We start from the raw sequence: 14,160 nt of genomic DNA on the forward strand, positions 1-14,160 counted from the left end.
AGAAAGCTGCCCATCTTACCCGAAAAGATTGATAAGATGTGACAATTCTGTGCATAGACAGTAACAATTGTAGTCCTGTCCCTGTCAAATTGCAAGTGCTTTTACTCAACTTACTTTTGACCTGAATTTTAATGTTGAACTTGGTACATTAATATCCTCATGTATTATTGTAGCACGTTTCCGAAAACACGCAACCAATTTCCTCGCACAAATTTCAATACTTCCGCCTCTTTGTAACGTCTAAGCAGAGCTTCTAGTAATTGGGAATACGCTGCTGAGGAAGACAGGTCGCCAAAGGTGTTCGTGATGCCGTCAAAGTCGGAACCAAACGCAACATGATCGACTCCGCCCAGCCCGCATACGTGATCCAAATGGCGCAGCAAGTCATCAATCCATGCCGTCCGCTTCTCTTCCACCGTGAAAAAGTCGACAAACGTCAGCCCCATGACTCCATCCTTGGCAATCAAGGCGCGAATCTGCTCGTCCGTCAAGTTGCGCGGATGGCGGCAAATTTGTCGCGCATTGGAGTGGGAAGCGATGACAGGTGCTTTGGAAATCTCCATCACGTCCCAAAACCCCGGATCGGCCAAGTGGGAAACGTCGACGATCATCCCGAGCCGATTCATTTCTTCTATTACTTGTCGACCAAATGCGGTGAGTCCACCCGGGTTCGGTTCCCCGCTGCCATCTGCCACACAGTTGCCGTGGTTCCAGGTCAATGTCATTCCGCGAACACCAAGGCGATACCATGTGCGAAGCTGTACGAGGCTTTCCTCCAGGGCGTGTGCTCCTTCTACAAACAGAATAGCCCCTTTCTCCCCCTTTAATACGCGCTCGTCCAAATCAGCTTTCGTGTAAATCGGGCGGAATTGTTCACTCGCCACCTTTTCATAAAATATATCGATCATTTCTAGTATCGTATGAAAACGGCGGCCATAAGGCACATGAGTAGGAACAAAACAGGCAAGCACCTGTATATCTACATTCCCTTTCACGAGAGCGGGAAAACCAGCCTGCAAAAAATCGTCTTCTTTATAGAAGTCACGCTCCGGCTCTTTCCACAGCTTGCACAATACATCGCAATGCGCATCGAATACGTTCATGATTCTCTCTCCTTCTATGTAACCGCATATTTGCACACGAAAAAACCTGTTCATTCTTCGAACAAACAGGCAGGCGATACGTTTGCAGTTTTATTATCTGGGTTCTACGATTAGTTTGATTGCAGTACGCTCTTCTCCATCAATCACGATGTCGGTAAAGGCTGGAATACATATGAGGTCAACTCCACTCGGCGCTACGAACCCTCGTGCGATTGCTACGGCCTTCACAGCTTGATTAAGCGCCCCAGCGCCAATGGCTTGGATTTCAGCTGCACCGCGTTCTCTAAGAACGCCGGCAAGGGCACCAGCAACGGAATTGGGGTTAGACTTTGCTGAAACTTTTAATACTTCCATCCTTTTTGAACCTCCCGTCTGATAGGAATCCTGTCATCATTAGAATGATATTCGCATAACCCCTAAAAATTCCTGCTAACTCGCTAGAAAGATTCAAAAAATTCTAATCTTATGTTTATTATTCCATAAACGGGTGGTCTACGTCAATTCTGATTCGCTGCAATTTCTTCGCGTGGCCAGTGGCTTTATCCAGCGTAATCAGGACAGCGTTCAACTGCGCCGGATCAGGCGCCACTTCGAAACGGACAGGCAGCTGGGTCAAAAATTTCTTGATCACGGCTTCCCGCTCCATCCCGAGAATGCCGTTGCTTGGGCCGCACATGCCGACGTCGCACAAAAAGCCTGTTCCTTGCGGCAAAACCCGTTCGTCAGCCGTCTGCACGTGCGTATGCGTACCTACAACCGCGCTAACCCGCCCGTCGAGATACCAGGACATAGCTTGCTTCTCCGATGTCGCCTCGGCGTGAAAATCGACAAAAATCAATTTGGTGCGTTTGCGCGCTTGCTCAACCAGTTTGTCTGCCATCTGAAACGGGCAATCGAGCGGAGGAAGGAACGTCCTGCCCATCAAATTGATTACCGCCAGCTCTCCTTCTGGCTGCTTGATGTATGTAATGCCTTTTCCAGGCGTTCCTGCCGGAAAATTCGCCGGACGAATCATTCGCGGCTCATCATCGATAAAGTCAAAAATTTCTCGTTGATCCCACGTATGGTTTCCGAGCGTAATCGCCTGGACTCCCCATTCGAACAGCTCTTTCGTAATTTTTTCTGTAATCCCGCGACCGTGTGCCGCATTTTCGCCATTGGCGACGATAAAGGTTGGTCCGTATTTTCTTTTCAAAAGCGGCAGGTACGTTTTCACGATTTCTCTGCCGGGCGATCCCATAATATCTCCGATAAACAACAGCTTCATCTGACATTCACCTCATTGCTAGTATACACAACTGCAAGCGTTTAGAAAAAAAGTAAAGTGGCCATTAGCCACTTTACTTTGCATACTCGACTGCCCGTGTTTCACGGATGACCGTTACTTTGATATGTCCCGGGTAGTCCAGTTCATTTTCAATTCGTTTTGTGATCTCCCGTGCCAGACGGGTAGCTTCCGCATCATCAATCTTGTCAGGTTGAACCATTACGCGAATTTCGCGTCCCGCTTGAATCGCATAAGACTTTTCTACGCCATCGAACGACTCAGAGATTTCTTCGAGTTTCTCCAAACGTCTGATATAAGTTTCCAATGTCTCACGGCGTGCGCCTGGACGTGCAGCAGACAGAGCATCTGCCGCTCCCACGAGCATGGCAATGACGGAAGTTGGTTCGGTATCACCGTGATGAGAAGCAATACTGTTGACAACAACATGATGCTCGTTGTACTTCTTGGCCAGCTCCACACCGATTTCCACGTGTGAGCCTTCCACTTCATGGTCAATCGCTTTTCCGATATCGTGCAGAAGACCTGCACGTTTGGCCAGCTTCACGTCTTCTTTCAGTTCTGCTGCCATCAAGCCAGCGAGATGAGCCACTTCCATCGAGTGCTTCAGCACGTTCTGACCATAGCTGGTACGATAACGCAGTCGTCCCAAAATCTTGATCAGATCCGGATGCAGGCCATGTACGCCAGTTTCAAATGTTGCTTGTTCTCCGTATTCACGGATACGCTCGTCTACTTCGCGGCGCGCTTTTTCCACCATTTCCTCAATGCGGGCCGGGTGGATGCGTCCGTCTGCAACGAGCTTGTCGAGCGCCGTCTTGGCGATTTCCCGACGGATCGGATCAAAGCCAGACAGGATGACTGCTTCCGGAGTGTCGTCGATAATCAGATCGATTCCCGTCAACGTCTCCAAAGCACGGATGTTTCGTCCTTCCCGTCCGATAATCCGCCCCTTCATCTCATCGTTTGGCAACGTCACCACAGAAACGGTTGTCTCTGCTACGTGATCAGCTGCACAGCGCTGAATGGAGGTGGTAATAATTTCGCGAGCACGCTTGTCCGCCTCTTCTTTGGCCTGCGTCTCTATCTCTTTGATCATCACGGCCATTTCGTGGCGAACGGTATTTTCCACGTCAGTCAGAATGATATTTTTCGCCTCATCCTGCGTCAATCCGGAAATGCGTTCCAACTCGGAAACTTGTTCTTTATATAAGTGCTCTACCTTGCTTTGCAGTTCTGCGATGGCGCGGTCGCGCTCAGCCAATTCTTCCTCTTTGCGCTCCAACTGTTCCATCTTGCGGTCCAGCGTTTCTTCTTTTTGAAGAATGCGCCGTTCCTGACGCTGGATCTCGTTGCGTCTTTCGCGCAACTCGGTTTCTGCTTCGGAACGAAGTTTGAACACTTCATCCTTGGCTTCCAGCACCTTTTCCTTTTTAACGGCTTCGGCGTCCCGTTTCGCTTCCTCGACGATCTGGCGTGCAGCTTCCTCCGCACTGGAGATCTTTGCTTCCGCAATCGATTTTCGAATGAAGTAGCCAGCACCCAAGCCGATGAGCAGGGCGACGAGCACGATGACAACTGTTAGTATAGGCTCCATAGACTTTTTCGTTTCACCTCCTTATTGTAAGATCTCCCCGCTTTCCAAGCATTCGTTTTTCATGGAGTGCCGCTTTCGTTTTGCTCTCACATAGAGCATTCGCTAAAAAACAAGACCGATTTTACTCGGTCCGCTGAATCCGTACTGCTATCGCACGGTTGTTCAGTTGTTTCACAGGCAACGAGTGAGCAAAGCGTCAAAAGTTATGATACACCAAGTAAATACAAACCTATTTTATTATTTGTGAACAAGAATTGTCAAGATCATGCAAATAGAGTCAGCGCTCTTCGTCCCTTCTCTGACGCAATTCTGTGCGAACTTGCTGGATGATGGAATGCGAGAAGCCCTTGCGCATCAGCATGGCGAGTAGTTTTCGCTCCTCGTCAGGATTCGGCGCTCCTGTGATCCGCCGCGCTTTCTTCTCTATCAAAGCGCGGGCAGCTTCCAGTTCAGCCTCTCTTGAAACGCCTTGCACGGCATCTTCGGCAATCGCCTTGTCTACCCCGCGCTGCGCCAGTTCCATGCGCAGCATGTAGGAGCTTCGCGGCTTCAGGCGCAGCCGTTCTTCCACCCACTGCTTGGCAAATGCTTCATCGTCTATGTATCCGTGATCTTCGCAACGCTGGCAAATCTCATCGGCAACTTTTGCATCAAAGCCTTTGTCCAGCAAATACGCTTGCAACTGACTGCGGGTGCGCGGGCGCATCCCCAAGTATTTCAGGGCGCCCAAATACGCCTTGTGTCGCTCTTCCGCCACCAGCACTTCACAATAAAACGACTCGTCCACATCGGTGCCTTTAAATAGGTTGTACTTTACCAGTATGTCTTCATGTACCGTAAACGCATACTCCCCATCCAAATCAATGTGATACCGCTGTTTTTGCTTGTTGTCGCGGTGAACGGCAGTGATTTGGCCGCTCTTCATTTTGGCCCACTCCTTTCTTCGGCTTTGTTGTTCAATCTAATAGAACATAGAAAAGCCTCGGGACGTCTGTCACAGAAAACAGCCTGTCTCATCGACAGGCTGTTCACTTATGCTCCATTACTCAAGGTCAAATGCTGGCTCTTCGTCTTGCTCAGGATCGACGACTGGTTCTGCTTCAGGAACAGAGCCTGGATTGAGGCTGAAATACTCGCGAACCTTTGTCTCGATTTGGGAAGCAATATGCGGGTTTTCTTTGAGGAAGACTTTCGAGTTTTCCCGTCCTTGGCCGAGGCGCTCCTCGTTGAAGGAGTACCAAGCACCACTTTTTTGTACCACATCGATTTCGGAACCGATATCGAGGATGCTGCCCTCTTTGGAGATCCCTTCCCCGTACATGATGTCCACTTCAGCGACTTTGAACGGTGGCGCTACTTTGTTTTTCACGACCTTGATCTTGGTCTTGCTGCCAAGGATATCGTTACCGACTTTGATCGATTCTGCTTTACGAACATCCAGACGCACGCTGGCGTAGAATTTCAGAGCGCGTCCACCTGGAGTTGTCTCTGGGTTACCGAACATCACGCCTACTTTTTCACGCAACTGGTTGATGAAGATCGCGATTGTCTTGGACTTGTTGATCGCACCGGACAGTTTGCGCAAAGCTTGCGACATCAAGCGGGCTTGCAAACCTACGTGGGAATCTCCCATCTCGCCTTCAATCTCTGCTTTTGGAACCAGTGCTGCTACAGAGTCCACTACGATGATATCTACTGCACCGGAGCGCACCAGCGCTTCGGCAATTTCCAATGCTTGCTCCCCTGTATCCGGCTGGGAAAGCAGCAACTCATCGATGTTCACGCCCAGCTTGGCTGCATAGACAGGGTCCAGTGCATGCTCGGCGTCGATGAAAGCCGCTTGTCCACCTTGACGTTGTACTTCTGCGATCGCATGGAGCGCTACGGTTGTTTTACCGGAAGACTCAGGACCATAAATCTCGACGATACGGCCACGTGGGAATCCACCTACACCCAATGCGATATCCAACGCTAACGCACCACTGGAAACGGTCGAAATCTGAACGTTGGACACCTCTCCCAACTTCATGATGGAACCTTTTCCGAACTGCTTTTCTATTTGACGCAATGCACTCTCCAAAGCTGCGCGACGATCTGACAAATGGTACACACCCTTTCACTTTTCGCATCTCTTTTGCTTGTCTTCATCATACATCGAGATAGAACCGTTTGCCAAGTGTTTTTTGCGAACAAATATTCGCATCGTAAAAAACAGCCATTTTCTGGATAGTTCCAGAGAAATGGCTGTCTGTTTTTCACCTGAGCAATTAGGAGCGTTTTGCACCGCGCGGCTTTGCCGGCTCCAGGTTGATGCGTTTGCCGTTGATGCGGGTTTGGCGCAGCGACTCGTAAACGAATGCCGCCACTTCTTCCGGCACTTCCACGAACGTGAAGTTCTCGAAAATGTCGATGCGGCCAACCGATTTGCCAGGAATGCCTACCGACTCGGAAATCTCGCGCACCAAATCTTGCGGCTTCATGTTCGCATTGCGGCCTACGTTCAGGAAGAAGCGAACCATGCCTTTTGCAGCACCCGTCTCTCCGAAGTTGTACGCTTCTGCCTCCTGCATTTGGCCTGCTTCGGAATGGAAAGCCAGATGCAGCGCAGCAGCCGCGACTTTCTCGGCCGGGTATTGGGCGACGAGCGATTCCGCAACCTTTTGGTACATATCCGCGATCGCATCGCTCTCCAAAAGGCTTGTCAGCTGCTCGCGAAGCTGTTCTTGCTTGCGCTCCGCCACTTCCTCAAGCGACGGTACGTTGCGGGACAGCACTTGCGCTTTTGTCTGCTTCTGGATGAACATCATCTGTCTGACTTCGCGCGGCGTCACCAATGTCATGGCGATTCCTTTGCGTCCTGCACGACCTGTACGGCCGATCCGGTGCACGTAGCTTTCGGAGTCTTGCGGAATGTCGTAGTTGATTACGTGCGAGACGTTGCCTACGTCGATCCCGCGCGCTGCTACGTCTGTTGCGATCAAAAATTCAATCGAGCCTTCACGGAAAGAGTTCATCACTTTGTCGCGCTGTGCCTGGGACAGGTCACCGTGCAAGCCATCTGCCAAGTATCCGCGGGATTGCAGCACTTCGGACAGCTCATCTACGCCGCGTTTGGTACGGCAAAAGATGATGCCAAGCTCTACATCTTCGCTGTCGAGAATGCGACACAGGCTCTCCACTTTGTTTCGGTCGAACACTTTGTAGTACACTTGCTCGATCAACGGCGCTGTCACTTCTTCGCGGCTGACAGCGATCGTTTGCGGCTGTTTCATGTAACGGGTAGCCAAACGCTTGATTTCAGGCGGCATCGTTGCAGAGAAGAGCAACGTCTGGCGCTCTTCCGGCATATGATTGATGATTGTTTCGATATCTTCGATGAAGCCCATGTCCAGCATTTCGTCCGCTTCATCGAGAATGAGCGTATGTACATTCTCCAGCTTCAGCGTTTTGCGACGCAAATGGTCCATGACGCGTCCAGGGGTTCCCACCACGATCTGTACGCCTTGGCGCAGAGCGCGAATCTGGTGACCGATGGACTGTCCGCCGTAGATTGGCAGTGTGCGCACTTTGTTGTACTTGGAGATGCGCAAAAGCTCTCCGGCAACCTGGATGGCCAACTCGCGAGTCGGGGTCAACACAATCGCTTGTACGCGATTGGCTGGTGTAATTTTTTCTACAAGCGGAATCCCGAAAGCCGCTGTTTTTCCCGTTCCGGTCTGTGCTTGACCGATCAAGTCTCCTCCGTCCAGCACTTTCGGAATGCAGGCTGCCTGAATCGGCGATGGCTCTTCGAAGCCCATATCGTGGATCGCCTGCAAAATGGATTTATGTAAAGGAAAATCAGAAAACATCGTCATGAAAACGTCACCTTTCTTTTTGCATTTGCAGCGCATAAAATAGCGCAAATTTGGCGGCACGCCCAACAATCGCCTTTCTTCTGCCTGCAAGGCGAAGCTCTTTGACTACTGTTGGCATCCCTTCACCCGCAATCCCTACGTAGACAAGACCTACAGGCTTGCCTTCCGATGGATCGGGACCAGCCACACCCGTCACGGAAACTCCGTATGTGGCTCCCAGCTTGGCTCGTACATTCTCCGCAAGCAGCTGCGCTGTCTGGCGGCTGACTGCGCCGTCTGTGGACAACACTTCTTCAGGCACGTCGAGCAGCTGGTTTTTCACATCGTTTGTATAGCAAACGATGCCTCCTTGGAAAACAGACGAACTGCCAGGAACGGAAGTAATGAGCGAAGCGATCGTGCCGCCTGTACAGCTCTCTGCACACGCGATGGTCTCGTTTCGCTTTTTCAGTTCGCTTACCAATACATCGTGCAGGGAAGAATCCTCACCCATCCCGTACACGTACTCGCCAACGCGCTTGCGAATCTCCTCCTCGACCGGCAAAATCAAGGCTTCTCCTTCTTCTGCCGTTGAGGCCCTCGCCGTAATCCGCAGCGTTACTTCAAATTCTTTTGCATACGGAGCAATCGTCGGGTTGTCCTGTTTTTCAATCAGATCCAGCAACCGCTCCTCCAGAGCAGACTCACCGATCCCGTAGAAGCGCAGCACATGAGAATGAAATACTCGCTTCTCCGGCAACAGATCCGTCAAGTACGGCATGACGTAATGCTCCACCATCGGGTACAGCTCGCTAGGCGGTCCAGGGAGAAGCACGAACGTGCAACTGTCATGACGGATCGCCATCCCAGGCGCCATCCCGAAGTCATTGGGGAAGACATGGCTGCCTGAGAGAAACAGCGCCTGCTTCCGATTGTTTTCCGTCATGACAATCCCACGTTGCAAAAAGAATTGTTCAATTCTTTCCATGGCTTCCGGATTTGTCTCCAGTCCGACGCCCACGTGCCCTGCCACTGTTTCTTTTGTCAGGTCATCCTGAGTCGGTCCAAGCCCACCCGTAAAAATGACAAGATCGGAACGGTCGGCTGCGAGGGCGATCACCTGCTGCAACCGCTGCGTGTTATCGCCGACAACGGAATGAAAATACACTCCGACACCAATTTCCGCCAGTTTTTGCGAGAGAAACTGAGCATTGGTGTTGGCAATCTGGCCTAGCAAAAGCTCGGTACCTACTGCGATAATCTCCGCTCTCATTTTCCTCATCCATTCTCTTTGAGAGTAGAAAAGCCTCTAACCAAACAGTTTATCACCGATAGTGGCGCAAGAGAAGAGTCTTGTGAAAAAAGAGACCAATACCCGTAACTACGAGTATTGGATGACGTTGCGATTTTTCGCAAAGTAGTCGTACCCGGAATAAAGCGTAATCACAACCATGGCCCAAGTGGCTACCTCATCGAAGGGAATCCCGAAAAAGCCGAATGGGAAATTGCGGATCATGACGGCTGTAATCGCCACGATCTGCACCCATGTTTTCAGTTTACCCAAAGCACTGGCAGCAATTACCTGTCCTTCAGCCGCAGCAACAAGGCGCAAACCCGTTACAGCAAACTCCCTGCTGATAATCACAATCGCAATCCACGCCTCCAGCCGCTGCATCTCCACCAAGGAAATCAAGGCAGCAGAGATGAGCAGCTTGTCGGCAAGCGGGTCCAAAAATTTTCCGAGATTGGTCACGATCTTGCGTTTGCGTGCAATGTAACCGTCGAGTCCGTCCGTACTGGCTGCTAGGATAAACACCAAAGCCGCAATCAGCTCGTTATACGTCATCGTCAGGCTGCCAATGGAAAATGTCCCGATGTTGTAACGCACCAGCAGAAAAAACATAACTACCGGCACCAGGAAAATCCTGGCGAGGGTGATGCGGTTGGCGAGATTCACCTAGACTACCTCCCCGGCCAAATCGTATTCATAGGAGTGTGTGATCTTTACCTTTACGATTGAGCCTAATTTGCCTTTGAATCCGGTTACGAATACTTCCCCGTCAATTTCCGGGGCATCGTATTGCGTCCGGCCTACATAAATGTCGTTGCGCCCTTCGTAACGCTCAATCAGGACGTCCAGCTCCTGGCCGACAAAGCGGCCATTGCGCTCGCTTGCAATCTCACGCTGAATTTCCATCAGCATGTTCGCCCGCTTTTCCTTGACCTCTTCGTCCACATGATCAGGCAGACGGGAAGCCGGGGTGTCCTCTTCATTCGAATAAGTGAACACACCCAAACGGTCAAAACGGATGTCTTTCACGAAGTCGGACAACTTGGCAAAGTCCTCTTCGTTTTCGCCAGGGAAGCCTACAATCAAGGAAGTTCGCAGGGCAACATCCGGTACTTGCGCGCGGATTTTACCGACAAGCTCGCGAATATCCGTTTGGCGACCCGGACGACGCATTCTTTTCAGAATGTGGTCTTCTGAATGCTGCAATGGCATGTCGATGTATTTGCATACCTTTGGATTCGTAGCAAACGTTTGAATCAATTCGTCTGTAAAAAAGCCCGGGTATGCGTAATGCAGACGAATCCACTCGATTCCCTCCACTTCGGCGAGCCGGTTGAGCAGCTCGGGAAGCATCAACTTGCCATCGTAAATATCTGTACCGTAGTTCGTGGAGTCCTGGGCAATCAAGCTGATCTCCACAATCCCCTGCTGCGCCAGATGGCGGGCTTCCTCCAGAATGGACTCGATCGTCCGGCTGCGGAATCCGCCACGCATCAGGGGGATACTACAGAAGGTACAGGCATTGTCGCATCCCTCGGCAATTTTAATGTATGCCGAATACGTGCCTTCTTTCACTTTTCGCTTGACGACATCTTCGTACGCAAAGATTGGGTTGCCCACAAAAATCGGACGCTTGCCTTCCAGCGATTCTTCAATGATCCCTGTAATCGACATAAAATCGCCTGTTCCGACAATGCCGTCCACTTCAGGGATCTCGTTCAAGATATCCTCTTTGTAGCGTTGTGTGAGACAGCCTGCCACCACAAGCGATTTCAGCTTGCCGGCTTCCTTCAGCTCGCCCATCTCCAGAATCTTGTTCACAGATTCTTCCTTGGCGGCATCAATGAAGCCACAGGTATTGACGATGACCACGGTTGCTTCTTCCGGATTGTCAACCAGTTCATAGCCTTTTTCATCTATCAGATGGGCCATCATGTCGGAATCGACCAAATTCTTCTCACAGCCCAGCGTAACAATCGCTACTTTTTCACGCGTGCCTACCTTCTCTGCCATCTTTTTTCCTCTTTCCTCCAATTGGTCATACCAGCCCATATTACACCTATCCAGTATAATATAAGCCTAAAGGAAGTGTCAAAAGAGACGAAAGTACGAAAGGCAAGCATAATGCTTGCCTACTGTGCTGTTGCCTCTTTCATTTTGATGGTAAGGTTCGACGGCATGAACTTCATTTTGGATGTATCGACCGCAGCTCCGTTCACGGTCAGCTCCAAGGCCGTCGGCTTTCCGAGGCGGACATACGCCGATTTCTTCAATTCAATCGTGATCTCTTCCTTGGCGCCTTTTCGCAGTTCGCCTTCCTCCACATACTTCTTGCCTTTTCCTTCCGATACACCGAACCAGCTTCTGTCTTCCTTCACTTTCAAATGAACCGTAATTTTCTCTCCGCCTTGCAAAGAGTAATTGTACATGGAGCCTTGCTGCGACTCGAATGTGATTGTCGCTGAAGAGGCTACCTCTCCCGGCTCCGGCGTTGTCGTTCCCGGATCAGGAGTAGGTGTGACAGTAGATGGCGGTTGCGGCTGCTGCGCAATCGGAGAAGTAGTAGCCCCTCCACCATTGCCCGGAGTGACGATTTCCGCTCCAGGATTGACCGTTCCGCTTGGTACAGGCTGGGTGATTGTATTGCCGTTGTTATTTACCGCTGCGATGTAAATAACGCCAATAATCAAGGCAATGAAAAGCACCAGCAACGTCTTGGTAACCCATCTTCCTGCCTGTAGCGGGTTGTTCGCGGAAGCAACTCTCCTGCGACGCAGTCTTTCCACTTGCTCCGTAGGTGGCTGGGCTGGCAAATCGGCCTGAAAATGCGTCAGGATGTGATTCGGGTCGAGACCAACGGCTTCCGCATAACTCTTAATGAACGCACGCGCGTAAAAGTGGCCGGGAAGTACATGAAAATGACCTCTTTCAATGGCTTCCAAATATCGCCGCTGTATCTTGGTGATTCGTTGGATGTCGTCGAGCGTGATTCCTTTTTCTTCGCGGGCCCTTTGCAGGACTTGACCTAGCTCAGACACAGCTGCCCCTCCTTAATTCATGTCAAAATTATCGAAGCCGCGATTGTTGATCAGCTCGTATGTAATTTCCTCATCCGGATAGTGACGAAGCTCGATAATGTAATGAAAATCAGATATTTCGTACTCTGATTCTCTTACAAAAATGTCCGGATGCTCGATGATCTTCGCGGCAGGAAAGTTCATAATCTCCCGAAGCAAGGTGTAATGCTTCTCTGTCGATCGCAGCGTTGAAACAATTCCATCTATCAAATATACATGATCAGTAGACAATTCATCAATGGCTAAGGAATTGCGCACTGTCTGCCGCAGCAAAGTAGATGAAATAAACGTCCAGCGCTTGTTCGCAGACACGCTGGCTGCAATCATCGATTCTGTCTTCCCGACACGAGGCATTCCCCGGATTCCAATTAGTTGATGGCCCTCTTTTTTCAAAATCTCAGCCATGAAGTCTACCAACAGCCCCAGCTCGTCACGGACGAAGCGGAACGTTTTTTTGTCCTCGCTGTCACGCTCGATGTAGCGTCCATGGCGAACAGCGAGACGATCCAGCATGGTAGGGGGACGTAACCTCGTTATGGTTATGTTGTCCATTTTTTGCACAACGTTGCGCAAAACCTCCATTTTTTCATCGTCATCTGTCAAAAGCAACATGCCGCGGCGCATCGTATCGACACCGTTGATCGTGACGATATTAATGTTCAACATCCCCAGAATAGAAGACACGTCACCCAACAAACCAGGACGGTTACGGGCAATTTCGTACTCCATGTACCATTCTTTTTTCGCTTCCATATAGAATCCTCTCCGCCAAGACAGAATAATCTTCCTCTGTAGTATATCACGTTCGTATCGTTCGACAAACAAACGCGAAAAGAAAAATCCCCGTGAATAGGGGATTTAAAAGACTAATTGCCTTTGTTCAGGCTATCTGGATTTTGCACGAGCTTCACCATGAGGGAAGCCAGCGCTTGTTGTTGCTGTTGATCGCCCGCGTCCCAAAGCTGTTTCAGCAAGCGCTCCTGATCATTTTTCGGATCAACCTGCTCGGCGAGATAGCCTCCAATCTGATACGCTACGTTTTCCAGCGTCTGGCTTTCCATCCCAGCCTGTCTGGCCTGTTCTACTCGGTCTCCGAGAAATTCTTTCCAGTCGCGAAAGTTGTCCAGAATCGACATAAGGAAATTCCCTCCTTTTTTCGTTGGGGCAATAGAGTCTTCTGCTGCCCACACAGGAGGTAGATTTCCACTATTTCTCGGAAATTATGCACGCCCAAGCTTATGTATACCAGCCGCCGTTCGGGCTAATGATCTGCCCCGTCACATAGCTGGCATCTGCCGATAACAGAAACCGCACAACAGCCGCCACCTCGCGCGGATCGCCAAGCCGGTTCGCCGGAATTTCCTCTGCGATCATCTCCACTTCGTCAGGGGAAAAACGCGCCATCATCCCGCCAGCAATCGCGCCGGGGGCTACGGCGTTCACCGTGATGCCATTGGGCGCCATTTCCTTGGCCAACGCTTTGGTAAACGTGTTGATCGCGCCCTTCGTCAACGAATACAGCACTTCGCAGGAACCGCCCGTAAGCCCCCAGATCGAAGAAACATTGACGATCCGTCCATATCGCTCACGGAGCATGGCCGGCAACGCAGCCTGGCAGACCAAAAAAGCAGAGCGAACATTCATCGCCACCAGCTCGTCAAACATCTCGACCGACACGTCGGTAAACAGTCCGACGTGATCGGCCGAAGCGTTGTTGACAATCAACAGCGGCGGTGACGGCATCTGGGCAAACATCGCGGCAATTTGCGCCGGGTCCCGCAAATCCGCCTGTAGCTTGCAAAAAGGTACATTTCTTTCCTGGCACAGCTGCACCAAACGATCCAGCTTGCTTTCCGAACGGTTGTAATGCAGGTAAAGCGGAACCCCTGCCTCAGCCAGATAGGTGCCGATCGCCTGGCCGATTTCTCCAGAGGCTCCCGAAATAAACGCCCATGGCGTCTTTTCCATCAT

14 protein-coding genes are annotated in these 14,160 nt (G+C 50.8%); all 14 read right to left on the reverse strand.

Features of this window, described 5'->3' with window-relative positions; all coding sequences use genetic code 11:
* Positions 1–164: 164 nt before the first annotated feature.
* Positions 165–1,103, reverse strand: coding sequence for a dipeptidase (locus NST23_RS15895; protein ID WP_173598863.1), 939 nt, complete (start codon positions 1,101–1,103; stop codon positions 165–167).
* A 93-nt stretch (positions 1,104–1,196) separates the two neighbouring features.
* On the reverse strand, positions 1,197–1,457 hold the full coding sequence (gene spoVS / locus NST23_RS15900) for a stage V sporulation protein SpoVS (RefSeq protein WP_003385776.1): 261 nt from the start codon (positions 1,455–1,457) through the stop codon (positions 1,197–1,199).
* Between the two features lie 118 nt (positions 1,458–1,575).
* Entirely contained in the window at positions 1,576–2,370 is a 795-nt protein-coding gene (locus tag NST23_RS15905) for a TIGR00282 family metallophosphoesterase (protein ID WP_122965259.1), read from the reverse strand.
* Positions 2,371–2,443: 73 nt separating this feature from the next.
* Positions 2,444–3,985, reverse strand: coding sequence for a ribonuclease Y (gene rny, locus NST23_RS15910; RefSeq protein WP_122965258.1), 1,542 nt, complete (start codon positions 3,983–3,985; stop codon positions 2,444–2,446).
* A 277-nt stretch (positions 3,986–4,262) separates the two neighbouring features.
* A complete protein-coding gene (locus NST23_RS15915; RefSeq protein WP_173598865.1) occupies positions 4,263–4,910 on the reverse strand; it encodes a regulatory protein RecX in 648 nt (215 codons plus the stop codon).
* 117 nt (positions 4,911–5,027) lie between these two features.
* Positions 5,028–6,086 (reverse strand): recombinase RecA, encoded by a 1,059-nt coding sequence (recA, locus tag NST23_RS15920; RefSeq protein WP_122965256.1) that lies wholly within the window; start codon positions 6,084–6,086, stop codon positions 5,028–5,030.
* Positions 6,087–6,252: 166 nt separating this feature from the next.
* On the reverse strand, positions 6,253–7,842 hold the full coding sequence (locus NST23_RS15925) for a DEAD/DEAH box helicase (RefSeq protein WP_122965255.1): 1,590 nt from the start codon (positions 7,840–7,842) through the stop codon (positions 6,253–6,255).
* A 7-nt stretch (positions 7,843–7,849) separates the two neighbouring features.
* Positions 7,850–9,094, reverse strand: a complete 1,245-nt coding sequence (locus tag NST23_RS15930; protein WP_340964084.1) for a competence/damage-inducible protein A — start codon at positions 9,092–9,094, stop codon at positions 7,850–7,852.
* 108 nt (positions 9,095–9,202) lie between these two features.
* Positions 9,203–9,778, reverse strand: coding sequence for a CDP-diacylglycerol--glycerol-3-phosphate 3-phosphatidyltransferase (gene pgsA, locus NST23_RS15935; protein WP_063227562.1), 576 nt, complete (start codon positions 9,776–9,778; stop codon positions 9,203–9,205).
* Complete coding sequence (gene rimO, locus NST23_RS15940; protein WP_173596504.1) at positions 9,779–11,125, reverse strand: 30S ribosomal protein S12 methylthiotransferase RimO; 1,347 nt, start codon at positions 11,123–11,125, stop codon at positions 9,779–9,781.
* Between the two features lie 119 nt (positions 11,126–11,244).
* A complete protein-coding gene (locus NST23_RS15945) occupies positions 11,245–12,150 on the reverse strand; it encodes a helix-turn-helix domain-containing protein (protein WP_122965253.1) in 906 nt (301 codons plus the stop codon).
* A 12-nt stretch (positions 12,151–12,162) separates the two neighbouring features.
* On the reverse strand, positions 12,163–12,942 hold the full coding sequence (locus tag NST23_RS15950; RefSeq protein WP_122965252.1) for a YmfK family protein: 780 nt from the start codon (positions 12,940–12,942) through the stop codon (positions 12,163–12,165).
* A gap of 113 nt (positions 12,943–13,055) precedes the next feature.
* The gene (locus NST23_RS15955; protein WP_122965251.1) at positions 13,056–13,325 is read right to left on the reverse strand and encodes a DUF3243 domain-containing protein; all 270 of its coding nucleotides are present in this window, start codon (positions 13,323–13,325) and stop codon (positions 13,056–13,058) included.
* Positions 13,326–13,425: 100 nt separating this feature from the next.
* A complete protein-coding gene (gene ymfI / locus NST23_RS15960; RefSeq protein ID WP_122965250.1) occupies positions 13,426–14,160 on the reverse strand; it encodes an elongation factor P 5-aminopentanone reductase in 735 nt (244 codons plus the stop codon).

This window comes from Brevibacillus sp. FSL K6-0770, from assembly GCF_038000275.1.
In the GTDB taxonomy this organism is placed as follows: Bacteria; Bacillota; Bacilli; order Brevibacillales; family Brevibacillaceae; genus Brevibacillus; species Brevibacillus parabrevis.